Source organism: Xanthobacter sp. ZOL 2024 (genome assembly GCF_052932325.1).
Genome location: NZ_CM128808.1, coordinates 4097683 through 4122781, shown reverse-complemented (window position 1 = coordinate 4122781; position 25099 = coordinate 4097683). Strand labels below are relative to the sequence as shown.

General features: G+C 66.2%; 20 protein-coding genes and 3 tRNA genes. 17 read left to right on the top strand and 6 right to left on the bottom strand.

The window, feature by feature from the left end:
• Positions 1 to 8: 8 nt before the first annotated feature.
• Complete coding sequence (locus ACU4E7_RS18890; RefSeq protein ID WP_238122481.1) at positions 9 to 347, bottom strand: P-II family nitrogen regulator; 339 nt, start codon at positions 345 to 347, stop codon at positions 9 to 11.
• A gap of 251 nt (positions 348 to 598) precedes the next feature.
• Between ACU4E7_RS18890 and ACU4E7_RS18885 the strand changes: the two genes are divergently transcribed.
• A complete protein-coding gene (locus ACU4E7_RS18885) occupies positions 599 to 2059 on the top strand; it encodes an NAD(P)H-hydrate dehydratase (RefSeq protein WP_447021668.1) in 1461 nt (486 codons plus the stop codon).
• Positions 2060 to 2074: 15 nt separating this feature from the next.
• On the opposite strand, the gene ACU4E7_RS18880 is transcribed toward ACU4E7_RS18885, so the two are convergent.
• Positions 2075 to 3286: a multicopper oxidase family protein gene (locus ACU4E7_RS18880; protein ID WP_238122482.1), complete on the bottom strand. Its 1212-nt coding sequence runs from the start codon at positions 3284 to 3286 to the stop codon at positions 2075 to 2077.
• Positions 3287 to 3633: 347 nt separating this feature from the next.
• Here ACU4E7_RS18880 and ACU4E7_RS18875 point away from each other — a divergent pair.
• The 12 genes from ACU4E7_RS18875 to ACU4E7_RS18820 all read left to right on the top strand — a co-directional run bounded on the left by ACU4E7_RS18875 (position 3634) and on the right by ACU4E7_RS18820 (position 15312).
• Positions 3634 to 3718 (top strand) — tRNA-Leu (locus ACU4E7_RS18875).
• A gap of 204 nt (positions 3719 to 3922) precedes the next feature.
• On the top strand, positions 3923 to 5275 hold the full coding sequence (gene tig / locus ACU4E7_RS18870; protein WP_447019806.1) for a trigger factor: 1353 nt from the start codon (positions 3923 to 3925) through the stop codon (positions 5273 to 5275).
• Positions 5276 to 5401: 126 nt separating this feature from the next.
• Positions 5402 to 6037: an ATP-dependent Clp protease proteolytic subunit gene (locus ACU4E7_RS18865; protein ID WP_238122484.1), complete on the top strand. Its 636-nt coding sequence runs from the start codon at positions 5402 to 5404 to the stop codon at positions 6035 to 6037.
• 419 nt (positions 6038 to 6456) lie between these two features.
• The gene (gene clpX, locus ACU4E7_RS18860) at positions 6457 to 7725 is read left to right on the top strand and encodes an ATP-dependent Clp protease ATP-binding subunit ClpX (RefSeq protein ID WP_238122485.1); all 1269 of its coding nucleotides are present in this window, start codon (positions 6457 to 6459) and stop codon (positions 7723 to 7725) included.
• Positions 7726 to 7861: 136 nt separating this feature from the next.
• A complete protein-coding gene (locus ACU4E7_RS18855; RefSeq protein ID WP_238122486.1) occupies positions 7862 to 8002 on the top strand; it encodes a hypothetical protein in 141 nt (46 codons plus the stop codon).
• A gap of 12 nt (positions 8003 to 8014) precedes the next feature.
• Positions 8015 to 10432, top strand: coding sequence for an endopeptidase La (gene lon, locus ACU4E7_RS18850; protein WP_447019805.1), 2418 nt, complete (start codon positions 8015 to 8017; stop codon positions 10430 to 10432).
• Between the two features lie 211 nt (positions 10433 to 10643).
• Positions 10644 to 10922, top strand: a complete 279-nt coding sequence (locus ACU4E7_RS18845; protein ID WP_238122488.1) for an HU family DNA-binding protein — start codon at positions 10644 to 10646, stop codon at positions 10920 to 10922.
• A 345-nt stretch (positions 10923 to 11267) separates the two neighbouring features.
• A tRNA-Val gene (locus ACU4E7_RS18840) sits at positions 11268 to 11343 on the top strand.
• A 268-nt stretch (positions 11344 to 11611) separates the two neighbouring features.
• A tRNA-Asp gene (locus tag ACU4E7_RS18835) sits at positions 11612 to 11688 on the top strand.
• Between the two features lie 342 nt (positions 11689 to 12030).
• Positions 12031 to 12816, top strand: a complete 786-nt coding sequence (locus ACU4E7_RS18830; RefSeq protein WP_447019804.1) for an SGNH/GDSL hydrolase family protein — start codon at positions 12031 to 12033, stop codon at positions 12814 to 12816.
• Between the two features lie 216 nt (positions 12817 to 13032).
• Complete coding sequence (locus ACU4E7_RS18825; protein ID WP_447019803.1) at positions 13033 to 14424, top strand: tetratricopeptide repeat protein; 1392 nt, start codon at positions 13033 to 13035, stop codon at positions 14422 to 14424.
• A gap of 12 nt (positions 14425 to 14436) precedes the next feature.
• On the top strand, positions 14437 to 15312 hold the full coding sequence (locus ACU4E7_RS18820; protein ID WP_447019802.1) for a FecR family protein: 876 nt from the start codon (positions 14437 to 14439) through the stop codon (positions 15310 to 15312).
• 16 nt (positions 15313 to 15328) lie between these two features.
• Here ACU4E7_RS18820 and ACU4E7_RS18815 read toward each other — a convergent pair whose 3' ends face one another.
• Positions 15329 to 16552 carry a hypothetical protein gene (locus ACU4E7_RS18815; RefSeq protein ID WP_447019801.1) on the bottom strand — a complete coding sequence of 408 codons (1224 nt, stop codon included), beginning with the start codon at positions 16550 to 16552 and terminating at the stop codon, positions 15329 to 15331.
• Between the two features lie 246 nt (positions 16553 to 16798).
• On the opposite strand from ACU4E7_RS18815, the gene ACU4E7_RS18810 reads away from it, so the two are divergent.
• On the top strand, positions 16799 to 17059 hold the full coding sequence (locus ACU4E7_RS18810; RefSeq protein WP_447019800.1) for a hypothetical protein: 261 nt from the start codon (positions 16799 to 16801) through the stop codon (positions 17057 to 17059).
• A 227-nt stretch (positions 17060 to 17286) separates the two neighbouring features.
• Here the strand turns inward: ACU4E7_RS18810 and ACU4E7_RS18805 are convergent, their stop codons facing one another.
• On the bottom strand, positions 17287 to 18084 hold the full coding sequence (locus ACU4E7_RS18805; RefSeq protein ID WP_238122494.1) for a TOBE domain-containing protein: 798 nt from the start codon (positions 18082 to 18084) through the stop codon (positions 17287 to 17289).
• Positions 18085 to 18694: 610 nt separating this feature from the next.
• Here ACU4E7_RS18805 and nifH point away from each other — a divergent pair.
• Together nifH and ACU4E7_RS18795 are read left to right on the top strand one after the other, a co-directional pair.
• The gene (gene nifH, locus ACU4E7_RS18800) at positions 18695 to 19573 is read left to right on the top strand and encodes a nitrogenase iron protein (RefSeq protein ID WP_447019799.1); all 879 of its coding nucleotides are present in this window, start codon (positions 18695 to 18697) and stop codon (positions 19571 to 19573) included.
• A 187-nt stretch (positions 19574 to 19760) separates the two neighbouring features.
• On the top strand, positions 19761 to 20567 hold the full coding sequence (locus tag ACU4E7_RS18795; RefSeq protein WP_447019798.1) for a hypothetical protein: 807 nt from the start codon (positions 19761 to 19763) through the stop codon (positions 20565 to 20567).
• Positions 20568 to 20595: 28 nt separating this feature from the next.
• On the opposite strand, the gene ACU4E7_RS18790 is transcribed toward ACU4E7_RS18795, so the two are convergent.
• On the bottom strand, positions 20596 to 21861 hold the full coding sequence (locus ACU4E7_RS18790; RefSeq protein WP_447019797.1) for a D-amino acid dehydrogenase: 1266 nt from the start codon (positions 21859 to 21861) through the stop codon (positions 20596 to 20598).
• A gap of 145 nt (positions 21862 to 22006) precedes the next feature.
• On the opposite strand from ACU4E7_RS18790, the gene ACU4E7_RS18785 reads away from it, so the two are divergent.
• Positions 22007 to 22468, top strand: coding sequence for an Lrp/AsnC family transcriptional regulator (locus ACU4E7_RS18785; protein ID WP_447019796.1), 462 nt, complete (start codon positions 22007 to 22009; stop codon positions 22466 to 22468).
• An 827-nt stretch (positions 22469 to 23295) separates the two neighbouring features.
• Here ACU4E7_RS18785 and ACU4E7_RS18780 read toward each other — a convergent pair.
• On the bottom strand, positions 23296 to 24516 hold the full coding sequence (locus tag ACU4E7_RS18780; RefSeq protein WP_447019795.1) for a hypothetical protein: 1221 nt from the start codon (positions 24514 to 24516) through the stop codon (positions 23296 to 23298).
• Between the last annotated feature and the right edge of the window lie 583 nt (positions 24517 to 25099).

The following is a 25099-nucleotide window of genomic DNA, read 5'->3' as shown; positions in this document are numbered from 1 at the left end:
CGGAGCGGTCAGATCGCGTCGAGGCCGGTCTCGCCGGTGCGGATGCGGATCGCTTCCTCGACGGATGACACGAAGATCTTGCCGTCGCCGATCCGTCCGGTCTGCGCCGCACGGCGGATGGCATCGACCGCCTTATCGACCATTTCGTCGGCGAGCACGACCTCGATCTTTACCTTGGGCAGGAAATCCACCACGTACTCGGCACCGCGATAAAGCTCCGTGTGGCCCTTCTGCCGCCCAAACCCCTTGGCTTCGGTGACGGTGATGCCCTGCAGGCCCACGTCCTGCAATGCCTCTTTCACCTCATCGAGCTTGAAGGGTTTGATAATCGCCTCGATCTTCTTCATGCGCTCCGTCTCCCCTAGCTCAACCCTCCGCCGCATGGTTGAGCCGGCCACTGTTAAGCAGGATGTGTGCCACCCGCCCATTCTAGGGGACATGCCATCCCAGGGCGAAGATTGAGCTCTTATGTGCACTAAAAACGTTCAATATGCCTACAGAAAAGGCAGAAAATTCGTGCGACCTTCGGCAACAATGTGCACGAACTAGGCATTGCCGAGAGGGGGCAGGGGTGTGCGCGCTTCTTGATCCACAGGAAATGGGCCGCGCCGATCGCGCGGCGGTGGCCATGGGCGTGCCGTCCCTGCGGTTGATGGAGAGCGCCGGGCGGGCGGTGGCCGACGTGGTGGCCAGGCGCACGCTGGATGCTCGCATACTGGTCTTGTGTGGGCCGGGAAACAACGGGGGCGATGGCTTCGTCGCCGCCCGCATCCTCAGTCAGCGGGGCTATCGGGTGCGGGTGGCGCTGCTGGGTCCCCGGACGGCGCTGCGGGGCGACGCGGCAGTGGTCGCTGGCCAATGGAGCGGGCCGGTGGAGCCGGCGGAAGGAGCGGACCTCGCCGCAGCCGACGTTCTGGTGGACGCGCTGTTCGGCGCCGGCCTGGCGCGCGATCTGGATGGCACGGCGCGGGCGCTGGTGGAGCGCATGGCGGTGTCGGGCCGGCCCATCGTCGCGGTGGACCTGCCCTCGGGCCTCGATGGCGCCACCGGCCAGATCCGTGGCGCCGTCGCGCCGGCCGAGGACACAGTGACCTTCTTCCGCCGCAAGCCGGGGCATCTGCTGGAGCCGGGACGGAGCCTGTGCGGCAAGGTGCGGGTGGCCGACATCGGCATTCCGGAGGCGGTGCTGAACGAGATTCGTCCACCCACGGCGGTGAATGCCCCGCAGCTCTGGGACGAGGTCTTTCCCGTGCCCCAGGCGGGCGGGCACAAATACAGCCGCGGGCATGCCGTAGTGGTAAGTGGGCCGGCCTGGACCTCCGGCGCCGCCCGGCTCGCGGCCCGCGGCGCCCTGCGGGCGGGGGCGGGGCTGGTCACCATCGCCTGCCCGCGTGAGGTGCTGCCCCTGCAGGCGGCATCCTACGCCGCCATCATGTCGCGGCCCATGGAGGATGCCGCGGGGCTCGCCGACCTGCTCGCCGACAGCCGGCTTCACACGGTGCTGCTCGGGCCGGGGCTGGGCGTGGGGCCGGAGACCCGGCGCAAGGTGGAGATCGCCGCGCCCGGACGCCGGCTCGTTCTGGATGCGGATGCGCTGACCTCCTATGCGGGCGCGCCGTGGGCCCTGGCGGCCCTGGCGACGACGGCGCAGGCGATGATCGTGACGCCGCACGACGGCGAGTTCGCGCGCCTGTTCGAGGGGGAGGCCCTGCTGGCGCTGCCGGGCAAGCTCGCCCGGGCGCGGGCCGCCGCGGCGCAGCTCGGCGCGGTCATCGTGCTCAAGGGGGCCGATACGGTGGTGGCGGCGCCGGATGGGCGCGCCGCCATCGCCGAGAATGCGCCGCCTTATCTCGCGACCGCAGGCGCGGGCGATGTGCTGGCTGGCTTCGTCACCGGCCTGCTCTGCCAGGGCATGCCGGCGTTCGAAGCCGCTGCGGCGGCGGTGTGGATCCACGGCGAGGCTGCGCGCGTCGCGGGGCCGGGGCTGATCGCCGATGATCTGCCCGAGGCTCTGCGCGTGGTCTACACCCGCCTTTACGAAGCCCACGGGGTGGTCTGACCGAGACCGGCGGCCTCAGGCCGTGACCTGATAGGTGGTCGTCGTCAGCGTGGCGCCGTCGCCGCCACGCTGGGCGACGATGGCCCATTGGCCGGCGGTGTCCGCCAGGAAGGCGATGCGGCGGGTGCTCTTGGCCGCGACCGGCACGGTGTCGTGCCACCAGGGGCTCCAGCCGTCGTAAACCGCATCGAGCAGGCGCACGGGATGCCCATCGATGCGCACCGCCACCGGCGTGTCGAGGGCATTATCCAGGGTGAGCACCACCACCTGGCCCGCCTTCACAGGGCCGATCGGCGCGGCCGTTGCCCCGCCGATCTTCAGTGTGAACCGCGCGGCATTGGCAAACGGCAGCGTCTTCGGCAGGTCGTTGGCCGGCAGGGGCGGGGGCGGACCATCGGCAGGTGTGCCGCCGGCGCCGACGGGGCTGACGATGGCGAGCTGCACCGGCTCGGCGGCCGTGTCCAGGAGCAACCGGGCGGGATTGGCATCGCCGAGGCTCACCGCGAGATCGATCCGGCCGCCGGGGGCAAGCTGCAGGCGATTGTCCTTGGGGGCGAACGGCTCGGCCGGCTGCCCATCGACCGCGATCACATAGGCGGCAGGGGCATCCACCCGCAGCGGCAGGAACAGCGGTGTCGCATTGATGAGGCGCAGCCGCGTGCGGCCGTCCGCCGGGCCCTCGAAGGTGGGCGAGATGGCCCCATTCACCGGAAACAGTGGCAGACCGCTGGCCGGCGGAAAGCCCTGGATGAACAGGACGTGGTCCGAATCATAGGCCGGGGCGCCCGGTTCCAGCACCACCAGCGGGCCCGCCAGGGCGCGATGTGCCTGCGCCGGCGCGGCTGCATGGTACCAGTAGGTGCCGGCATCGCGGGGAACCAGGGTCAGCTGCTGCTGGGCGCCGGGCGAAACCGCCGCCGTCGGCGCGGCGCCCTTGGTGGTGCGTACGCCATGCCACACCAGGGAGAGCGGCGCGTCGAGGCCATTCTGCAGCTGCACCGCCAGGGGATCGCCTTTCCTCACCCGCAGCAGGGGGCCGGGCAGGGCATCGTTGAAGAGGGCGAGGGGCCCCTGGCCCGCCAGCTCGGGCCGTTGCGCGGACGCGGCATTCAGCGGCACCGCCGTGGTCTGCGCGGCGGCGGTGCCGAGGGGGGCGAGCGAGCTGGTGCAGGCGAGGGCGCCCGCGCCCTTCAGCAGCAGTCTGCGGGAGAAGGTGTGCGTCGTCACGCGGGGTTCTCCAAAGGGCCGTGGCCTTCAGGCGCGGCGACGGTTCGGGCCGCCGCTGGGCCGCGGTGCCACGCGGCCCGATGGGAGCTTGGGCCGGGCCGCAGCAAAGGGCAAGGCACAACCACCGCAGAAGCAGTACGCGGCCGCACGCGCGCGACCCGGCGCGGCGTCGGCGCCCGCATTTTATTGCTGCGCGCCGCGTAGACCATGATATAAGCCGCGGCCCGACCGGCGCTTGCGCGCCCGGTCGAGCCTCCTATGGGTGTGGCCGCCTTTTCGGGGCGGCCAGCGCGGCGTGGAATGCGCCAAAGGTGTCAGCCGGTGCCGAATGGCGCAGGTTGCGGCAAGCGGGCGTGGCGGAACTGGTAGACGCGCGGGATTTAGGTTCCCGTGACGCAAGTCGTGGGGGTTCGAAACCCTCCGCCCGCACCAGATGCCGGTGCGCCAGGGTCGTTCCCGTTCGCGCACGCTGCCTTGGCGGCGGTGACGAAGGGCGGTCGGCTGATGGGCCTCGATCTGGGGCCCGGTCGGCCCGGTCTTCTCCGGAAGGTCGTAGATCCTCGCGCGCGATACCCGAGGAGCCCATGGATTTCAGGTTCCGCCCGTCAGCGGCGGCAAGGATGTGAAGGCAAGACGATGCAGGTGACCGAGACCCAAGCCGAAGGCCTCAAGCGCGCGTTCCGCGTGGTGGTTCCCGCCGCGGACCTGGACGCCAAGGCCGAGGCGCGCCTGAACGAGCTCAAGGGCCAGGTGAAGCTGAACGGCTTCCGCCCGGGCAAGGTGCCGGCGGCGCATCTCAAGCGCGTGTACGGCAAGTCGGTCATGAGCGAGGTGATCGAGCAGACCGTCAACGAGAGCAACGGCAAGATCGTCGAGGAGCGCGGCTTCCGTCTCGCCCTGCAGCCGAAGGTGACCCTGCCTGAAGACGACGCCCAGGGCCAGGGCCTGCTGGATGGCGGCAAGGACCTCGTTTACGATCTGGCGCTGGAGATCCTGCCCAAGATCGAGCTGGGCAATTTCAAGGAGATTGCCGTCGAGAAGCCGGTGCTCGAAGTCTCCGACGCCGAGGTGGACGAGACCATCCAGCGCATCGCCGATTCCAACCGCCCGTTCGAGCCGAAGACCGGTGCCGCCGAGACCGGCGACCGCGTGACCATCGACTTCACAGGCTATGTGGACGGTGAGAAGTTTGAAGGCGGTGAAGGCACCGACATCGACGTGGTGCTGGGCTCCAAGGGCTTCATTCCTGGCTTTGAAGAGCAGCTGGTGGGCATTTCCGCTGGCGAGAATCGCACCCTGTCCGTGTCCTTCCCCGAGGATTACGGCGCGGCCGAACTGGCCGGCAAGGCCGCCTCATTCGAGGTGACCTGCAAGGCGGTGGCGGCCCCCGGCGCGGTTTCCATCGATGACGCGTTCGCCAAGACCCTTGGCATGGAAGACCTGGAGAAGCTCAAGGGCATGGTGCGTGAGCGCATCGGTGCGGAGCATGCCGGCGTCGCCCGCCAGAAGGTGAAGCGCGCGCTGCTGGACGCCCTCGACACCATGCACAAGTTCGACGTGCCGGAAGGCCTGCTCGACCAGGAGTTCGAGGGTGTGTGGAACCAGGTCCAGCAGGATCTGGCCAGCCAGAAGCACTCGTTCGCCGACGAAGGCACCACCGAGGAGGAGGCCCGCGCCGACTATCGCAAGATCGCCGAACGGCGTGTGCGCCTTGGTCTGGTCCTTGCGGAAATCGGCGAGCGGAACAATATCCAGGTTGCCGATGACGAGGTGTCCCGCGCCGTGGTGGAACGGGCGCGCCAGTTTCCCGGCCAGGAGCAGCAGGTGTGGGAGTTCTATCGCCGCAATCCGCAGGCGCTGGCTTCCGTGCGTGCGCCCCTGTTTGAGGAGAAGGTCATCGATTTCCTCCTGGAGCTCGCCCAGGTGACCGAAAAGCCGGTCACCAAGGAGGAGCTGTACAAGGCGGAGGATGAGGACAAGGCGGCCTGAGGGATCAGGCGGCTTTTGTCCTCACCATGAACCCGGGTGGCGCGCCTTGGTGCGCCACCGCTAGCGCCAGAGCATGATTGCGCGCCGGAAGTGCCCTTCCGGACCAACCGCGCCCGAGGACAAAAGATGCGTGATCCCGTTGATACTTATATGAATTACCTCATTCCCATGGTGGTCGAGCAGACCAACCGTGGCGAACGTTCCTATGACATTTATTCGCGCCTTTTGAAGGAACGCATCATCTTCCTCACCGGCCCGGTGGAAGATGGCATGTCCACCCTGGCGGTGGCGCAGCTGTTGTTCCTGGAGGCGGACAATCCCAAGAAGGAAATCTCGATGTACATCAACTCCCCCGGGGGAGTGGTGACGTCGGGCCTCGCCATCTACGACACCATGCAGTTCATCAAGCCGGCGGTGTCGACCCTGTGCATCGGCCAGGCGGCGTCCATGGGCTCGCTGCTGCTGACGGCGGGTGAGAAGGACATGCGCTTCGCTCTGCCGAACGCGCGAATCATGGTGCATCAGCCGTCTGGCGGCTTCCAGGGCCAGGTCACGGACATCATGCTTCACGCCCAGGAGATCCTGAGCCTGAAGAAGCGCCTCAATGAAATCTACGTGAAGCACACCGGGCGCGATTTCCAGGTGATCGAGGACGCGCTGGAGCGCGACAACTTCATGACGGCGGAAGCCGCCAAGGAGTTCGGCCTGATCGATTCGGTGATCGACAAGCGCCCCGGCGACGACGCGGCGAAGGTGGCCTGAGGCTGTCTTCGCGGCTGCGATTACGCATCGTTCCTCTTGCGTGCGGTGCAGGATCGCGCTTGCATGTCAGTAAGCCGGCATCGGATGCCGCGTGTCGGCCCTCGCCACAAGGCGGGGGCCGTTGCGTTTCAGGTCTCCACGGGGCGGCGCCGTCGCCCGCCTGTGGAAACCGGGCAGTCGATGGCCGGTCGGTGACACGGTGAGGATCGCGTTTCGGGATCGCCTTTAACCAGGTCCTGGGACGTGGCGGGGAAAATCAATCTTCCGCCTTGATCGTGTCGCCGGAGGGTGGTTGGCTGATCAATGGCCAATGCCCATATCGGGGTTGGCGAGGTTCTTGCTTCGCCCAACCCCCCACTGGTGATCTGTACGACACAGGCGCGCTTTGTGTCCGTATCGGAAGATCGTAGGAGACGAAGATGAGCAAGACCGGCGGCAGCGACAGCAAGAACACGCTTTATTGCTCGTTCTGCGGCAAAAGCCAGCATGAGGTCAGGAAGCTCATCGCCGGACCGACCGTGTTCATCTGCGACGAGTGCGTCGAGCTGTGCATGGACATCATCCGGGAAGAGTCCAAGTCCTCTCTGGTGAAGTCGCGGGATGGCATCCCGACCCCGAAGGAGATCCGCAAGGTCCTCGATGACTATGTCATCGGCCAGGACCACGCGAAGAAGGTCCTCTCGGTGGCGGTGCACAACCACTACAAGCGCCTGAACCACGCCACCAAGCATGGGGATGTGGAACTCGCCAAGTCGAACATCCTGCTCATCGGCCCCACCGGCTCGGGCAAGACCCTGCTGGCGCAGACCCTGGCGCGGATCCTCGATGTGCCGTTCACCATGGCCGACGCCACGACCCTGACGGAAGCCGGCTATGTGGGTGAGGATGTGGAAAACATCATCCTCAAGCTGCTGCAGGCGGCCGACTACAATGTGGAGCGGGCGCAGCGCGGCATCGTCTACATCGACGAGATCGACAAGATCAGTCGCAAATCCGACAATCCGTCCATCACCCGCGACGTGTCGGGTGAGGGCGTGCAGCAGGCCCTGCTGAAGATCATGGAAGGTACGGTGGCCTCGGTCCCCCCCCAGGGCGGCCGGAAGCATCCCCAGCAGGAGTTCCTGCAGGTGGATACCACCAACATCCTGTTCATCTGCGGCGGCGCCTTTGCCGGGCTCGACAAGATCATCTCGTCGCGCTCCAAGGGTTCGACCTCCATCGGCTTCGCCGCCAAGGTGGCCCCGCCCGAGGATCGTCGCCCCGGTGAGGTGTTCCGCGAGGTGGAGCCCGAGGATCTGCTGAAGTATGGCCTCATCCCCGAGTTCATCGGCCGTCTGCCGGTTCTGGCGACGCTGGGGGACCTGGACGAGGAAGCGCTGAAGAAGATCCTGTCCGAGCCGAAGAACGCGCTGGTGAAGCAGTATCAGCGGCTGTTCGAGATGGAGAATGTGGATCTCACCATCCACGAGGAGGCGCTGGGCGCCATCGCCCGCAAGGCCATCGAGCGCAAGACCGGCGCCCGCGGCCTGCGCTCCATCATGGAAGGCATCCTGCTCGACACCATGTTCGACCTGCCTGGGCTCGAGGGTGTGGAGGAAGTGGTGATCTCCCGCGAGGTCGTCGAGCAGAACGCCCGGCCGCTCTACATCTATGCGGACCGCGTCGGTGACGCGGGCGCCAGTGCCTGACGGCGACATTTCCAAACGCTTCCCCCGCGCCGTCCGCGCGGGGGACACCCTGCTCTTTGATTTTAAGGCCGTTCGTCCCTCACCCCGTGTGGTTCTTCGCGGGTGTTCCCTCCAGCCCTTGAAACGGGCTGGCGGCATGTCCATCTTCATCGGGAAAGCTCCGGTCTCCGTGCTCGGACCTCATGCCCTCTGCGGCTTCCGCCGCTTCAGCATTGAAAAGCCGTTCCGGTATCCGGCTGCGCACGCGCGCGGCAGCGTCTTCGCGTGTGCGATTTGAAAGGATTGGGTCATGACGAGCCAGAAGCCGCGCCCCCCGCTCGTTGCCGGTGTGTCGCAAACCTACCCGGTGCTCCCGCTGCGGGACATCGTGGTGTTTCCCCATATGATTGTTCCCCTGTTCGTGGGTCGCGAGAAGTCTATCCGCGCCCTCGAAGAGGTGATGCGCGGCGACACCTACATTCTCCTGGCCACTCAGGAAAATGCCTCCGATGACGATCCGGCGCCCGAGGCCATTTATGGCGTCGGCACGCTGGCCACCGTGCTGCAGCTGCTGAAGCTGCCGGATGGCACCGTGAAGGTGCTGGTGGAGGGCGTCTCCCGCGCCCAGGTCTCGCGCTACACCGATCGCACCGATCTCTACGAGGCCGAGGCGATGATGCTGGAGGATGCCTCCGGCGATCAGGTGGAGGCCGAGGCCCTGGCGCGCTCGGTGATCACCGAGTTCGAGAATTATGTGAAGCTGAACAAGAAGGTCTCGCCCGAGGTGGTGGGCGTGGTCGGCCAGATCGAGGATCACTCGAAGCTCGCCGACACCATCGCCTCGCATCTGGCCGTGAAGATCCCCGAAAAGCAGGGGGTGCTGGAGACCGTGAAGGTGTCCGACCGGCTGGAGAAGGTGCTCGGCCTCATGGAGAGTGAGATCTCCGTGCTGCAGGTGGAAAAGCGCATCCGCTCCCGCGTGAAGCGGCAGATGGAGAAGACCCAGCGCGAGTACTACCTCAACGAGCAGATGAAGGCGATCCAGAAGGAGCTGGGCGACGAGGACGGCAAGGACGACCTCCAGGAGCTGGAAGACCGCATCAAGCGGACCAAGCTCACCAAGGAGGCGCGTGAGAAGGCCACCCACGAGCTCAAGAAGCTGCGCCAGATGTCGCCCATGTCGGCGGAAGCCACCGTGGTGCGCAACTATCTGGATTGGCTCCTGTCCATCCCGTGGGGCGTGAAGAGCAAGATCAAGAAGGATCTGAACTACGCCCAGGAGGTGCTGGACGCCGATCACTATGGCCTGGACAAGGTCAAGGAGCGCATCGTCGAGTATCTCGCCGTGCAGAGCCGCGCCAACAAGCTCACGGGTCCCATCCTGTGCCTTGTCGGCCCGCCCGGTGTCGGCAAGACCTCGCTCGGCAAGTCCATCGCCAAGGCGACGGGCCGTGAGTTCGTGCGTGTCGCCCTCGGCGGTGTGCGCGACGAGGCGGAGATCCGTGGCCACCGGCGGACCTATATCGGCTCCATGCCGGGCAAGATCATCCAGTCCATGCGCAAGGCCAAAAAGGCCAACCCGCTGTTCCTGTTGGATGAGATCGACAAGATGGGGGCCGATTTCCGGGGCGACCCGTCCTCGGCCCTGCTTGAGGTGCTCGACCCCGAGCAGAACAAGACCTTCGCGGACCACTATCTGGAGGTGGATTACGACCTCTCGAACGTGATGTTCGTGACGACGGCGAACACGCTGAACATCCCGCCGGCCCTGCTGGACCGCATGGAGGTGATCCGCATCGCCGGTTACACCGAGGACGAGAAGGCCGAGATCGCGCGCAAGCATCTGATCCCCAACGCCTTGCAGAAGCACGGCCTGGCGGCGAAGGAATGGTCCATCGACGACGCGGCCCTGATGACCCTGATCCGGCGCTACACCCGCGAGGCGGGCGTGCGAAACCTGGAGCGCGAAATCTCCACGCTCGCCCGCAAGGCGGTGAAGGAGCTGATGCTCTCCAAGAAGAAGTCGGTGAAGGTCACGGCCAAGAACCTCGAGGATTTCCTCGGCGCGCCGCGCTATCGCTACGGCGAGATGGAGACCGAGGATCAGGTGGGGGTGGTCACCGGCCTCGCCTGGACCGAGGTGGGCGGCGAGCTGCTGACCATCGAGGGCCTCATGATGCCCGGCAAGGGCAAGATGACGGTCACCGGCAACCTGCGTGACGTGATGAAGGAGAGCATCTCGGCGGCGGCGTCCTATGTCCGCTCGCGGGCGGTGGACTTCGGCATCGAGCCGCCGCTGTTCGAGCGCCGCGACATCCACGTGCACGTTCCCGAAGGGGCGACCCCGAAGGATGGCCCGTCGGCGGGCGTGGCCATGGCCACCGCCATCGTCTCGGTGATGACCGGCATTCCCGTGCGGCGTGACGTGGCCATGACGGGCGAGATCACCCTGCGCGGCCGGGTGCTGCCCATCGGCGGCCTCAAGGAGAAGCTCCTGGCGGCGCTGCGGGGCGGCATCAAGAAGGTGCTGATCCCCGAGGAGAACGCCAAGGACCTCGCGGACCTGCCCGCCAACGTGAAGAATGCGTTGGAGATCGTGCCGGTCTCGCGGATGGATGAAGTGCTCGCCAACGCCCTGGTGCGGCCTCCGGAGCCCATCACCTGGGAAGAGAAGCCGGTGAATGCGCCGGTGGCGGGCGAAGATGCCTCCGGCGTGGTTGCTCACTGAGCAGTTTCAACCACTTAGCCAAAATCGACGGGCGGCGCACCCTGTGCGCCGCCCGTCATTTTTTTGCGCTCGCACACTGAGAAATCGTGCATTGGTGCGGGTTTGGCCCCGATCGCGCTTGCAAATGCCATATTTTCCGTGATGCTCGCGCCGATCGGCAGGGGCCGCGCCCCTCACGATTCGCGTTTTGACAACGGAAGGGAATGGTCAGATGACCACCAAGAACGAATTGATCGCTGCGGTGGCTGAAGAGGCCAAGCTGACGAAGACGGCTGCGGCTGCGGCTGTGGACGCCACCTTCGACATCATCGCCAAGGCGCTCCAGCAGGGCGAGGAAGTCAAGCTGATCGGTTTCGGCAGCTTCTCGGTGGTCACCCGCGCCGCCCGCGAAGGCCGCAACCCGCGCACCGGCAAGCCGGTGAAGATCAACGCCTCCAAGGCGCCGAAGTTCACCCCCGGCAAGAGCCTCAAGGAAGCCGTCAACGAGTGATCGTTCGGCTGGCCGCGCCGCTTGCCGCGCGGCCAGATCCTGCGGGCGCATCTTTCGAGGTGCGTCGTTCAGGGATGAAAGGGGCGCGCCGTGGTGGCGCGCCCTTTGTGTTTCGGGGGCGCTGGATGGCGTTCGCGGCTGTGGGGGCTCTGCGCTGCACCTGCTGAGCTGTGCGCCGCCTGTCGGGGCGTGCTGCGCGGCCGAGGTCGGTCACGGAGATGGCCCGGTGGGGCCCGAGGTTCCCCTTGCTGAGGTTTACGCGCCGGCTGGCGCGGCTTATATGGCTTTCACCGGCAGCCGGGCCTCGCCCGCAGCGATCGGCGCGCGGCACAGGCCTCCGCATCCGGGCGGTTAGCTCAGTTGGTAGAGCATCTCGTTTACACCGAGAGGGTCGGCGGTTCGAGCCCGTCACCGCCCACCAGTCCCCCATTTCTCATTACTTTCAGAATCATGTGCGGCGAGTCCTGCAGTCGGGTCGCCGCCTCACGCTGGGCAGCGGACGCCGCACGCCTGCGGTGCAGCAGGCTGGATCCGCCGCGGGAACCGAGGCGCCGCGCGGATTTTCCGGCCAAAGGGGGAAAGCTATCCACACCCTTGTCACAAAAACGCAGGCGCTCGCTTGACGAAACGAGGGCACCTAACCTATCAAGCGGTCCTCGACGGCGCGACGGACAGTGTCGCACCGGTTCGGGGGTGTAGCTCAGTTGGTTAGAGCGCCGGCCTGTCACGCCGGAGGTCGCGGGTTCGAGCCCCGTCACTCCCGCCATCTTCTCCGTCGCGAAAATCCGAAAAGTGTCTGAATGACCCGCCCAATCAAGGGGTTCGCCTTGAGCCGGGGGCGTTGCCTATGTTAATGCGCCGATGCGCGCTCAGGCGCCGGCGTGTGGCGGCCGGGCGCGGGCAGGGTGGGCGAAGCTTCATGAAATGGCAGTGTGGGCGCGGGGGCGCCGACGGCAGCGGCGCCCAGGCAATGCGCGCCGATCCGATCCCGGCGGCGACGCCGGGCCGGTGGCGGGTCGCGGTCGCCGCGCTTCCGGCAAAGCAGTTTCCTGCATGGCGACTTGCAGCACGGAAGCTTGCCGCACGCGGAGTCGGCGCACGGGGTCTCGTGGCGGCTCTTCTGGTGGCGGCTCTTCTGGTGGCTGCGCCGGCGCGGGCCTGTCCGCCGGAGGCGCGGCCGGAGCCGCCTTTAGTGCTGCGGGCCGGTGCCGTGGAGCGGCTGCGGGCGGGGCTGCCGCTGCGCATTCTGGCCATTGGCTCCTCCAGCACGGCCGGTGTCGGGGCGTCCCGGCCGAATCTCACCTTTCCCGCCCAATTGGCCGATCGGCTTGGCGCGGCGCTGGGCGAGGGGCGCGTGGAGGTGACGAACGCCGGGGTCTCGGGAGAAAGCTCTCCGGCCACGCTGAAGCGGCTGCAGGCCTTCCTGCAGGCGCCGGAGGCACCGGATCTGGTGATCTGGCAGGTGGGCACCAATGACGTGATCTTCGGCGGCACGCCGGAGCGGCTGGCGACCATGGTGACCGACGGCCTGGCAGCGGCCCAGGCGGCCGATGTGGCGGTGATGGTGGTGGACCAGCAGTATTTCCGCGCCATCCTCAGCGTGCCGCGCTACGAGCAGTTCGTGGCGGCCGTGAACAGCGCCGCGCAGGCGCGCGGCATCACCGTGCTGGGGCGCTACCGGATGATGAAGGCGTGGGCGGCGGCCGACCCCAAGGGCTTTCGCGCCCTGTTTGCCTGGGATGGCTTCCACATGAACGATGCCGGCTATGCGTGTCTGGCGCAACTGGCGTCCGAGGCGGTTCTGGAGGCGGTGGACGGGGCACGGGCCGGCCAGTCCCCCGGCCCTGGGACCGCGGCGCCTCTGCCTTTGCCGCCTCCGCGCGAGATCCGTTGATCTCAACCTTCCGGTTGTCTGCCGAATACTACCGCTTCAGTGGTAGCATTCTGGCGTCGAACACAGCGCAGTGTGACAAAAATGCGGATCAGGCAGGCAAAGAGTGCCGTTTGGCGCCCTCTGTTCCTCTACGGAATCCCCTTTTTTGTTTCCGAATGTTAAAAGAAAAGGGAAGGCAAGGGGCGGGGCCTTGCCAGCACTAGCTGGAAAATCGCTATGCTGGTCTCGGGAAAGAGGGCGCGCGGCTGGCTGCGGCGCGCCGGTGGAATGGGTGCACTGGCGCTGGGCTGCGCGCTGGGCGCGGGCGCGCATGCGCAGCCGGCCACGGCCGATGGCGCCGGAGAGGATGCACAGGCGCTCTATCAGCGCTCCATGCGCAACCCCGGCGATGTGCGGCTCGCCTACGCCGCCGCCGAGCAGGCGGTGGCGCGCGGCGATTATGAAGCCGCCATCGGCATTTATGAGCGCGTGGTGGATTTCGATCCGCAGCTGGTGCAGGTGCGCCTGCAGCTGGCGCGGCTCTATTACCGGCTCGGCTCCTATGAGACCGCCCGCAGCTATTTCGCCCCACTGGCCGCCTCCGGGCAGCTCAGCGCCAGCGAGCGGGAGAATGTGGCGGCCTATCTCACCGAGATCGAGCGCCGGCTCGCGCCGAACCAGTGGAGCCTCTACGCGCAGGCGGGGGTGCGTTACCAGTCCAACGCCAGTTATGGCCCCTCCAGCCGCATCGTCATCGGCGATGACGTGGCGGCGCTGCTGCCGCCCAGCTATGCCGCCAAGGCAGATGGCAGCGTGTTCGGTCTCGCCACCGTGCGCCACGTCTATGATTTCGGCACCCAGAGGGGTGATGTCTGGGAAAGCAATCTCAATCTCTATTATTCTCAGCAGTTCGATCTGGAGCGGCTGAACCTGGGCTTCGTCGAGTTCAATTCCGGCCCGCGCTTCGCTCTGCTGCCGGATGCGTTGCCCGGCTCCTCGGTGCGGGCCTACGGCATTCTGGGCGGGGTCAGCCTGGGCGGGGCGAGCTATCTCGGCACCTATGGCGTGGGCGCCTCGCTGCTGCTGCCGTTCCATTTCGGCACCCTGCAGCCGGGGCCGGCCTATGCGCCGCTGGGCATCGAGCCATTCGTGGAACTGCGCCAGCGCAATTACAACGACACGGCCGATTATCCCACCGCCGGGCTGCAGAGTGGGGAGATGTGGACCCTGGGCGCCAATCTGTTCGGTGCCCTCACCGACAGCGTGCGCTGGCGCATGCGCCTCGCCTATAACGACGCCAGCGCCGACGTGCCCTGGTATGGCTACGACAATTTCGCGGTGGATCTGGCGCTGCCCATCGAGTTCGAGGGCCTTTGGGGCGTCAAGCGCTGGCTCGCCATTCCGAGCATCGGCTATTCCCGCTACGATTTCGACGCGGCGAACCCGTTCGTCTCCCGCTTCATCACCCGCACCGATGACCAGTATCGCGTGGGCCTCGCCCTCGATGTGCCGGTGCACGAACTGTTCGGCGTGCTGACCCAGGTGCAGTACACGTGGTCGGATTCCGCCTTGCCGAACTATCAGTTCAACAATTTCAGCATTTCGGTTGGCCCGAACGTGCGGTTCTGAGGAGCGTCGATCATGCCCATCAGCACACCCGCCCGTCTTTTGGCGTCGGTCGCTTCCCTGGCCCTGGTGGCGGCGAGTGATGCCGCGCTGGCGCAGCAGACCGTCGGCACCGCCGCCGCCGTCAACCCCCGCTCCACCGGCGTCGGTGCATCCGGCGCCCGCACGCTCCAGCTCGGTTCGCCCATCATTCGCAACGAGCGGGTGCAGACCTCCGAGAGCGGCACGGTTCAGGTGGTGTTTCTCGACAAGACCACCCTCAACATCGGCCCGCGGTCCGATCTGGTGATCGACCAGTTCGTGTTCGATCCCGCCCGCGATGCCGGCTCCATGGCGGTGGACCTCGCCAAGGGCACGCTGCGCTTCGTCGGCGGCCAGGCGAGCCATGGCGGGGCGGCGAGCGTGCGCACGCCGGTTGCCACCATCGGCATCCGGGGCGGCGTCGCCACCTTCGCCCATCGCGACGGCGTCACCCGCGCGGTGCTGCAGTTCGGCCAATTGGACGTGGTGGGCCCCGGCGGCGAGAGCGTGACCTTGCGCCGGCCCGGTTTCATGGTGGATGTGAGTGGACAGGGCATTTCCGCTCCGGCGCGGGTGCCGCAGGCGGAGATGGACGCGCTGCTGGCGGAAACCCGCAGCCGTCCGGGCCAGACCGGCGGGCGCCGGCAGGCGCCGCCGCCGGACATGCCGGTCACCGCCGCGGCTGCCCATCCCTGCTCGCGCCCGGCGCAGGGACAGACGACGCTGGATCTGGCGGTGGCCACCTGCCGCTCCTCCAACACGCGGCTGCAGGGCGAGGCGGATCTCATCGCCGAGCAGGCCTCGCAGCAGGGGCAGGATGACGTGCTCCACCCCATCGAGCAGCAGATCCCACCGCCCTACGGCTATTGACGCCGCGGCGCCGTGCTCACAGCAGCGCGAGGCAGGTGGCCAGCAGCCGGGCGCGGGGGGAGGGGTCCAGCAGGGGCCGGTGCATGGTCGCCGCGGCGCCGGCGAGCAGCGCCATGTCGTCGTCGTGCAGCACCGCCAGCACATCGTCCGCACTGATGTGGCAGGCGGGATCGAACAGATTGACGTGCCGCCCCACGCCGGCGGCGGTGAGGGCCGAGCCGTTCAGGTGATGCTCGATGTGCTGGCCCATGGAGAACTGGGGAATGCCCGCCAGCAGCGCATCGGTGGCCACCCCCGCATTGCCCTGATGCAGGATCATCCGCGCCCGGGCCAGGGTCGGGCCGATGGCCACCGGCTGGACATGCACCCGGGCGCCCGCCTCTTCCAGCGCCGCCCGCAACGGGGCCGGCACCAGGGGGATATGGATCTCCAGCCGCGGCCCGAGCGCGCGCAGCATGGCGAGGACCTGCGGCAGCCCCGCCACGTCCGGATGCAGATAGGCGAAGATGCCCGAGGCCGTGGGCTGCTGCGGCTGCCAGTTGCCGGTGAGCAGGGGGCCGTCCGCATCGCGCCCGCGCAGGTCGACATACGGATCGAGCAGCGGGAAGGAGGCGACAAAGCAGGCCGTGCCGCCGAACAGGTCACCGATGCGATCCAGCAGCGGCAGCCCCTCGGCACGCAGGCAGCGGTTGAGGGTGTCGCACAGGGCCGCGTCCCCCTGGCGGGGCGGGGCGAAGTCGTGCAGCAGCGGCATGCGCTCCAGATGCGCCGGGGGCATGAACACCGCCGATCCGGTCTGCAGGATGGGGGCGAAGCCCCGCGCGGCGCAGGTGGCGAGGGGCGCATAATCGCAGACCACCAGGTCCGGCCGCTCAGCGGTGAGAAGGGCGCGCCAGTGCGCCAGCACCGGCCGCACGCTGTCCGGGTCGCGCAGGCCGAAGGCGGCGAGGGCGTCGGTGATGGTGGCGGAGGCGGGCACGTCATCGCCCGGCTGCGGGGCCGGTGGCGCCCAAGGCGGGCCCTCGATCAGCCGTACCCCGGCATCGCGCAGGGGGCGGGCAAGGGTGAGATCGCGCACCACCGCCACCACCTCGATGCCCCGGGCCATCAGGGGGTCCGCCAGCACCCGCAGGCGCGTGGTGTGGCCGAAGCCGCGCCCCTGTTCCCAGGCCAGCATCACACGGCGCGGGCGGGCGCCGATGGGGGCGTCGACGGGTGGGCGGGCGGACGAAGAGGGCATGAGCGTCGGTGCACCGGAAATGCCGCAGCTTTCCGCAGAATTTGACGTCCTTCAAGCCGACAGGAGCGTTTTCAGTGCCGCATGAACAACCGCTTTAGACGCGCCTTGCATGCACTTCCTATACATGGCGTCGCGAAAGCTGAAAAAAGCAGCGTGCCGCTTTTCGTGCCTTGACCCGTTATGTAAAGAAAATATATGACACTTCCATTGCCCCATCCCCGTGACACCGCGATCCGGAGACTGTCGATGACGGCGCTTGCGAAGATTGTCGAGCCGACGACTGCTTTTGTCGAAGAGCCCAGTGAAGTTCTCATCCACGTTCGCTTCTGGCCCAGCGCCGAGATCTTCACCATCGACGGGCGACCGGAGGCCATGACCGATCGGGACTGGTTCAATCTGCTTTATATGGGCGTGCCGGAACACTATCAGACCCTGGCCAACGGCCGTGGTTTCTTCCGTATCCCGCGCCCGACCTTCGCTCAGCTGACGGCGGGCCTCGCCGCCTGATCAGCCTGGAAACCGGGTCGCCCGTTCCGGCGGCCGCTGTTTCGCGTGCGGCGTGAGGGTCTGGAGCTATCCTTGCTCTCCGGCTCCAGGGCGTCCGCCGCTCCGCGAAAGGCAGGTGCAGCCGGCACAGACGGTCTCGGATGAGCGGCGGGTCGCGTTTGCGCGGCCCGCCGCTCCAGCTTTTGCAAGGTGCTGCGCCGCGCGTGTCCTGGCGGGGCAGGCGGCTCTCAATCCACCGCGAGGATGACCTGGGAGGTGTTGAAGAAGGCGCAGACGTCTTCGCCGGCTTTCAGGCCCATGGCATCGGCGCCCGAGCGGGTGATAATGGAGGTGAGGGTCTTGCCGCCGCCGAGATCGATGACGATCTCGCTGTTCACGCCGCCGTCGATCCGCTCCAGCACCTTGCCCTGAATGACGTTGCTGGTGGACAGGCGCAGGTGCGGCTCGGGGCGGGCGAGCATTACGAACGAGGCCTTCACCAGGGCGACGGCTTCCCGCCCCACCGTGATGCCGAGGTCATCGGCGCTCTCATTGGTGATGACGGCGACGATGGAATGGGCCTCGGAAACCTGAAGCACCACCTCCACATTCACCGGCGCCCGGCGCACCTCCCGCACGGTGCAATGAAAGACGTTTCTCGCGCTGGTCTTCATGGCCACGCTCCAGAACAGCAAATCCGTGTGGCTGTCCAGCCCCTCCTCGGCAATGAGGGTGGAGATGCGGGCCAGTTTGTCTTCGAGGCGCCGGAATGCGGCGATGAGCCGATGGCCTTCCTCGGTGAGGGTGGCGCCGCCGCCGCGCTTGCCGCCGGCCCGGGTGATCAGCACTGGGCGGGGCATGAGGTTGTTGATGGCGGCCACCGCATCCCATGCGGTCTTATAGCTGAAGCCCAAAGCCTTGGCCGCCTCGGTGATGCTGCCGTGCTGGGCCACCGCCTCCAGAATGGCGATGCGATCGCGCCCCACCAGAAAGCGGCCCTCACTGCGCAACGCCAGCATGGCGTCGATGCGGGTCGATGCGCCCATTCCTCACCCCCCGGCTGTCGCTGCGCTGCGGCGACGTCTGGCTTCCTGTCTATCATAACCACCCGGCACCGGCATGCATGGAGCACGCCATATAATCGGCATACATAAGGTGCGCGCGCCAAGATCTGCGGGCGGCGCCCTCAAGGCAGGGGAAGCTGTGGTGTTTGTGACATCCCTGTGTGCTTTGCAACAGAGCGCGCCGTGGCAGGCCATTGTGTCGCGATCTCTTGGGTGGCTGCGCGGCCAGGATCCAGGTGGCAGAGAAATAAAGGAAAACCGCAGCAGTTGCCGGCTGTGGGCGCAGCACCAACGGTGGTGGCGCTGCGGCGCCGACCGACCATCGTCATATAATGATAAATCATAGCGATGACCTATCGCCCGGCAGCTGATCCGCGATCGTGCATCATAGCATGATGAAAAATCGGTAGAAATTAGTGCGGCGTGGTTGGGCGTCCGGCCCCATCTCCCTTACAGCGCCCGTCGGGTCGCAGTACAACTGTTGTTGGCACTGGTCTTGCTCAAGTCCTCTGCAGCATTTCGTCGTGTCATGCGCTTGAGGGTTCGGCCAGCCTGGTCGGCCGCGGCGGGTGCTCTCATTCAGGAGATCAGCATGGGCCTGAGGCAGATCGCGTTTTACGGCAAGGGTGGTATCGGCAAGTCCACCACCTCCCAGAACACCCTGGCTGCGCTCGCGCAGATGGGTCACAAGATCCTCATCGTGGGTTGCGACCCGAAGGCGGACTCCACCCGCCTGATCCTGCACGCCAAGGCCCAGGACACCATCCTGTCGCTGGCGGCCAACGCCGGCTCGGTGGAAGACCTCGAGCTCGAAGACGTGATGAAGATCGGCTTCGAGGACATCAAGTGCGTTGAGTCCGGCGGTCCGGAGCCGGGCGTGGGCTGCGCCGGCCGCGGCGTGATCACCTCCATCAACTTCCTGGAGGAGAACGGCGCCTACGAGGACATCGACTACGTGTCCTACGACGTGCTGGGCGACGTGGTGTGCGGCGGCTTCGCCATGCCCATCCGCGAGAACAAGGCCCAGGAAATCTACATCGTCATGTCCGGCGAGATGATGGCCATGTATGCGGCCAACAACATCTCCAAGGGCATTCTGAAGTATGCGAACTCCGGCGGCGTGCGCCTGGGCGGGCTGGTGTGCAACGAGCGCCAGACCGACAAGGAGTATGAACTGGCGGAGTCCCTGGCGAAGAAGCTCGGCACCCAGCTGATCTACTTCGTGCCGCGCGACAACATCGTGCAGCACGCTGAGCTGCGCCGCATGACCGTGGTGGAGTATGCGCCGGAGTCCCAGCAGGCGCAGCACTATCGCAACCTGGCGACCAAGGTGCACGCCAATGTGGGCAACGGCATCATCCCCACACCGATCACCATGGACGAGCTGGAAGACCTGCTCATGGAGCACGGCATCATGAAGGCCGTGGACGAGAGCCAGGTGGGCAAGACCGCCGCCGAGCTCACCGCCTGATCCATCCCGGCGCCGCATTGCGGCGTCGTCTGGGGGGCATCCGTCGTCCCGGCCTCCGGAGGGGGAAGGTCGGGGCGGCGGCTTGCTTGCGCGCGGCCGTCGCGGCGCCGAGCGCCATGTGTGGGGAACAGCCGACAATGCCGGAGCGGCGGTGAAGCTGCTGTCGGATCACAGGGGAGGGCGCCGAATGGGGGACAAGGGCAGCGTCCTCGTCTGCGGGGTGGATGAGATGGCATCGGCGGTGGCGCGCACCCTGCTGCTGTCGGGCTATGCGGTGGCTCTGCATGAGCGAGGACCGCCCGCCCTGCTGCGCCGCCGCATGGCCTATGGCGATGCTTGGTTCGACGGCAGCGCCACCCTGGGCGGTGTCGAGGCGCGGCGGGTGGGCAACGATGGAGAGCTGTTGGCCGGCCTGCGGAGCGGCATGTTCATTCCGCTTTTGACCCTGCCACGGCTGGCGGATGTCGCTCGTTGGCCCTGGGATGCGCTGGTGGATGCGCGCGGGCCGGGGGCGGATCGGGCCGGCTTGGCCATGGAGCTGGTGCTGGTACTGGGGCCGGGCGGCTGCGCGGGAACCGATTGCGACCTGGTGATGGAAGTGGGCGGGGCCGATCCCGGCGCCGTGCTGCGGGCTGGCCCGGCGCAGGGCGGCCCGCGCCGGCATGGCCGCGCGCAGGATCTGGTGGCGGCGCCGGTTGACGGGGTGTTCCACTCCATGCGCCGCATCGGCGAGACGGTCCCCGCCGGCGACATGCTGGGACTGGTGGGCACCACCCTGCTCGCGGCCCCCATGGAGGGGCGGCTGCGCGGCCTGTTGCGGCCGGGAGTGGCGGTGCGCGCCGGCCAGCCGGTAGCCGAGATCATGGGCGGCGCGCAGGTGCAGGTGAGCGGTATCGACAAGACCGACGCGATGATCGCGCGGGCGGTGGAATTCGCCCTCGGCCTGGAGCGGGACGGGCTGGACCCGCTGCCGACCCGCTGGAGGTCGGCCTGAGGGGCGGACTTGACCGGGCGGTGCCCGCTCAGGCGGCGGCCGCGTAGCGCGACAAGGCGAAATCGTCGGCGGCGATATCCGGCGCGCCCCCGCCGATGAGATCGGCCAGCACCTTTCCAGAGCCGCAGGCCATGGTCCAGCCCAGAGTGCCATGGCCGGTGTTGGTGAACAGGTTGGCAAAGGGGGTGGGGCCGACGATGGGGGTGCCATCGGGGGTCATGGGCCGCAGGCCGGTCCAGAAGCTGGCCTTGTCGAGATCGCCGCCATCGGGGAACAGATCACTCACGGAGAAGGCCAGGGTCTGCCGGCGCGGGTCCCGCAGCCGCAGGTCGAAGCCCGCCAGCTCGGCGGTGCCACCCACGCGGATCCGATCACCGAGCCGGGTGATGGCCACCTTGTAGGTTTCGTCCATCACCGTGGATTCGGGCGCGGCCTGCGGATCGGTGATGGGCAAGGTGAGCGAATAGCCCTTCACCGGATAGATGGGCAGGCGGATGCCCAGCGGCGCCACCAGCGCCGGGGAATAGCTGCCCATGGCCACCACATAGAGGTCGGCGGTGGCCACCTCGCCCCCCTTCAGGGTTACGCCGGTGATGCGCCCGCCCTCGTGCCGTAGGGCCTCGATGGTCTGGCCATAGCGGAAGGTGACGCCCATGCCGGCGGCCAGCGCTGCCAGCCGCTGGGTGAAGAGGTGGGCATCGCCGGTCTCGTCGCCGGGCAGCCGCAGGCCACCCACGAACTTCTCCTTCACCCGGGCCAAGGCCGGTTCCGCGGCGATGCAGCCGGCCCGATCGAGCACCTCATAGGCCACGGCGTGGGCATCGAGCACCACCGTGTCGGCACCCACGTGGTCCAGCTGCTTCTGGGTGCGGAACAACTGCAGGGTGCCCTTGGCGCGGTCGTCATAGGTGATGCCGGTTTCCGCCCGCAGCGCCTTGAGCGCGTCGCGGCTGAACTCGGCCAGGCGCACCATGCGCGCCTTGTTGCGGCGGTAAGCCTCTTCGGTGCAATTGGCCAGCATGCTGGCGAGCCAGAAATAGAGCTTGGGATCAAGGCTCGGCCACACCACCAGTGGCCGGTGATGCATCATCAGCCACTTGACGGCCTTGAGCGGAATGCCGGGGCCGGCCCACGGCGCCGAATAGCCGGGGGACACCTGGCCCGCATTGGCGAACGACGTTTCCAGCCCGGCGCCGGGCTGACGATCGAGCACCGTGACCTGATGGCCGGCCTTGGCGAGATAATAGGCCGAGGCCACCCCCACCACGCCGCTTCCGAGAATGAGAATGCGCATGTCCGCCTCCCGCCCTCGGCCCTCTGCCTCCGGGACAAGGACAAGTGTACGTCTGTGGCGAAGACATTTCCGGCGAATCGCTGCCACTATCTGCTCAAGCGCACCATGAGCTGCAATTTTCTGCGCTGCAGCGAAAGATTCTGCCATGACCAGTCTCGACGACGTGGACACGCGCATTCTTCAGGTTTTGCGTGGCGATGGGCGGATCTCCAATGCGGATCTGGCGGCGGCGGTCGGCCTGTCGCCCTCGGCGTGCCTGCGGCGCATGCGGCAGCTGGAGCGGTCCGGCGTCATTCGCGGCTACACGGCGCTGATCAGCCGGCCGGGGCCCGATGACCGGCTGGTGGTGCTCACCCAGATCACCCTCGATCGGCAGACCGAGGAGTTCCTGAACCGCTTCGAGGCGGCGGCCCGGCGCTGCCCGGAGGTGACGGACTGCTATCTGATGACCGGAATGGCCGACTATCTGCTGAAGATCGAGGTTCGCAACGCGGCTGATTACGAACGGCTGCACAAGGAGGTGCTCTCCCGCCTGCCGGGCGTGGCACGCATCCAGTCGTCCTTCGCCATCCGCACCGTGGTGAGCAGCAGGCCGGCCGGGCTCTGAGGTCTCCGCGTGACGTCGGCCACACCGCGGCCGTGTGGGAAGCCACCGGTCTGGCGCGCCCCGGCTCGGACAGCCCCAAGTTCGCCGCGGCCATTTCACGAGCGGCGGTCCTGGGTCAATTGCGGGGTCTGCCTGAACCGCAACGGGATGGTCGGAGGATCAACATGGTTTTCTCGTGCCAAATAGGGGCGGGACTTGCCGCGCTGTCCTGCGCAGACCCAAAGAGACCGACGGCACGCTGAGATCGTACCATCGTTCGGACGCGGTCGCCGCCGATTGGGGGAACGGGCTTACGCGCTCGTGCATCCGCGATGTGCGCCGATCACGTTCCTGATGCCGGCAGACGCGTTGAGCGACGAGTTCAGAATGAAGGCGACCATGGCGCTCTAGACGCCGATTGGGCGGGGCGGCAATGTCCGCTCTCGCGCCAAATAGGCCCAGGACCGTCGTCGCGACATCTCGGCGCCCCCGCTCGGTAGCCTCGATTACCCGAGGACCCCGCCGGCGCGATCATGGCGATGCCGAGCCGCCGTGTCGTGTGGGCTCCTTTTGGCAAGCGTGCAGACCTCCATTGTGGGGGGTAGCTGCGCGATCCAAGTGGATGTTCTGGCCATCTTTGAAGCGCCAGCCGTGAGCGGTGTCTCCGGTCACGCTTTCCCGCGGCGCTGAACCGAAGGTGCATCAGGCGCTGTCGCGAGGCGCGAATCACCGGTTCAATCCGCCGTTGGATGGTCCTTTTCTGCGGGCCGCAAGATAAGATGTCGCGCCGCAGACGAAATCGGCCCCCGGCGAATCGACGCGCCGTTCTGCGTTTGCATGGCAGATTGCTATGCCAGAACCGCCAGGCTCTCGATTTCAATGATCGCTTCTCTGTTGAGAGGATCGAATCTAAGTAAACAATCTGCTTTGTGGTTTATCATGTTAAATTCTATAGAATTTATCCCAGGTGTCACTTTGAATGAAGTGACGTGAGATTGCTGAAAGCGTTCGACGCCGAGAGCCGCCTGCGTCCAGAAAATCTGCGCGATTCCAGACTCCGACGATAGCCAGTTGATGACAAGTCGGCCCCGGTCTTTTGTGCGCACCATGAATTGTGGATCCGATCCAATCGATATGTAACCGGAGGTGCGGCCTGGCATATGCAATATATCGTGGTACGGAATGAAAGAGACAATGCCGGGTGTCTCTTGCGCTCCAAGTGGCCAAATGGACGACACTGCCTTTGAATATATAAACGATCTGATATGGCTTTTTTGAAGAAGAGATGTGTCAATATGTAACGATTTATGGAATACATACCTGTAAAATGCATTGAGTGCGCCATGTGTCCTGCGCTTTTCAATATTTTGCAATATATTATAAAAATATGTCTCAGAGTGAAGGCGGTTATCTCTAATCGCCTTCCGAGCTTTCGTGACGGTGAGCTCGTCTCTAAATATTTTTTCCGTTATATCTGACAGGAGGCCCATCTCAAGTAACGACTTCGGAATATAGTGTGAAGAAAAGGGGCATGCCAGCGTGTTGTGAGTTCCGTTCACGTCGTCTAAAAGGGCGGCATGGCAGGCGTCGCGCCGGTCCCTTGGGTCAAAAATAATTAGTCCTGAGCTTGCACTCGCTTCGCCTTTGATGTCGTCGTAAACGATATCCTGCCTCGCGATACAGTCCGCCCAAACGGGATGCAGCGGTGCGGTGTTTTCAGAAACGGTGAGTTGCGGCGCTGTCGCGAAATAGCTGCTTCCAAGTCGCTTCGCGAACATGACCGCGCCAAAGCCACCCATGCTCTGTCCAAACGTGAAGCGCTTTGTGAACCCACGGGTGGCGTCTATTGCCGCGGCAATGGCAGGCTCCATCTCGGGCGTTTGCCACCAATGGTCCTTCTTGGCCACGAAGAATACAGCCGATATGCCATATTTTCCCAGGGCGGAGTATCCGTAACGAGCGTCTTTTTGTTCGTGGGCCTTGTATCCGGAAAAACTAAAAACAACTGTGTCGCTGCCTCTGTCGATAAAAGAGGCCGAAATGTCGTCGCCATCAAATATAAGCGTCATTATTTCACCTTAGACTCTGATGGGTGTCGATCCGCTCCAGGTCAAGAAATCAGGTCTCTCCGAATGGCTGGCTGCGCGGTGTGGCGGGCGCGGTGCCCTCGTTGCCATTATCTGTTCTCATGATGAGAGGCTCGCCATGTCGTCTCAATCAACCGTAAATGGTGCGCCACAAGCGCGCGGTTGGGGCGATCAGCTCGGTGGTGTGTCGGCTTGAGCACAGTGTCAGGATCCGGTGACCGGTCCACAGGGGCCTCCAGGCGAGGGGCTCACGTGGGCGAAGGGGCGCGCATCGGGCGGCGAGCTGGTGCCCAGGGAATAGCGCGATGCGCGTACCTGTCCCCTGGCGAACGCCGCTGGCGCGGCCGCGTGTATCATGGCTGGGCTATCGGTGCCGAGGGCGATCGCTGCCCAAAGGGAGAATGTTGTGGTGCGTCCCCGCCGCGCGCCGGAGGGCGGGGTTCGCCGGCAGCCATCGCCAAAAGCATGGTCTTCATGTCGTGCCCTCAACTCACACATTATGCTGGCATGGTGCTGTCCAGCCTGTCTATTGGGGCGCGTCTGCCTCGCCCTTCATCGGGCCATC

What these genes read in the sequence shown, in the direction of transcription:
- clpX (WP_238122485.1), top strand. Translation starts at nt 6,457, where the DNA reads ATGAGCAAGACCGGCGGCAGCGACAGCAAGAACACGCTTTATTGCTCG.
- tig (WP_447019806.1), top strand. Translation starts at nt 3,923, where the DNA reads ATGCAGGTGACCGAGACCCAAGCCGAAGGCCTCAAGCGCGCGTTCCGC.
- ACU4E7_RS18810 (WP_447019800.1), top strand. Translation starts at nt 16,799, where the DNA reads ATGACGGCGCTTGCGAAGATTGTCGAGCCGACGACTGCTTTTGTCGAA.
- ACU4E7_RS18785 (WP_447019796.1), top strand. Translation starts at nt 22,007, where the DNA reads ATGACCAGTCTCGACGACGTGGACACGCGCATTCTTCAGGTTTTGCGT.
- ACU4E7_RS18815 (WP_447019801.1), bottom strand. Translation starts at nt 16,552, where the DNA reads ATGCCCTCTTCGTCCGCCCGCCCACCCGTCGACGCCCCCATCGGCGCC.
- ACU4E7_RS18885 (WP_447021668.1), top strand. Translation starts at nt 599, where the DNA reads ATGGGCCGCGCCGATCGCGCGGCGGTGGCCATGGGCGTGCCGTCCCTG.
- ACU4E7_RS18795 (WP_447019798.1), top strand. Translation starts at nt 19,761, where the DNA reads ATGGGGGACAAGGGCAGCGTCCTCGTCTGCGGGGTGGATGAGATGGCA.
- nifH (WP_447019799.1), top strand. Translation starts at nt 18,695, where the DNA reads ATGGGCCTGAGGCAGATCGCGTTTTACGGCAAGGGTGGTATCGGCAAG.
- ACU4E7_RS18790 (WP_447019797.1), bottom strand. Translation starts at nt 21,861, where the DNA reads ATGCGCATTCTCATTCTCGGAAGCGGCGTGGTGGGGGTGGCCTCGGCC.
- ACU4E7_RS18855 (WP_238122486.1), top strand. Translation starts at nt 7,862, where the DNA reads ATGTCCATCTTCATCGGGAAAGCTCCGGTCTCCGTGCTCGGACCTCAT.
- ACU4E7_RS18845 (WP_238122488.1), top strand. Translation starts at nt 10,644, where the DNA reads ATGACCACCAAGAACGAATTGATCGCTGCGGTGGCTGAAGAGGCCAAG.
- ACU4E7_RS18780 (WP_447019795.1), bottom strand. Translation starts at nt 24,516, where the DNA reads ATGACGCTTATATTTGATGGCGACGACATTTCGGCCTCTTTTATCGAC.
- ACU4E7_RS18890 (WP_238122481.1), bottom strand. Translation starts at nt 347, where the DNA reads ATGAAGAAGATCGAGGCGATTATCAAACCCTTCAAGCTCGATGAGGTG.
- ACU4E7_RS18820 (WP_447019802.1), top strand. Translation starts at nt 14,437, where the DNA reads ATGCCCATCAGCACACCCGCCCGTCTTTTGGCGTCGGTCGCTTCCCTG.
- ACU4E7_RS18805 (WP_238122494.1), bottom strand. Translation starts at nt 18,084, where the DNA reads ATGGGCGCATCGACCCGCATCGACGCCATGCTGGCGTTGCGCAGTGAG.
- ACU4E7_RS18825 (WP_447019803.1), top strand. Translation starts at nt 13,033, where the DNA reads ATGCTGGTCTCGGGAAAGAGGGCGCGCGGCTGGCTGCGGCGCGCCGGT.
- lon (WP_447019805.1), top strand. Translation starts at nt 8,015, where the DNA reads ATGACGAGCCAGAAGCCGCGCCCCCCGCTCGTTGCCGGTGTGTCGCAA.
- ACU4E7_RS18865 (WP_238122484.1), top strand. Translation starts at nt 5,402, where the DNA reads ATGCGTGATCCCGTTGATACTTATATGAATTACCTCATTCCCATGGTG.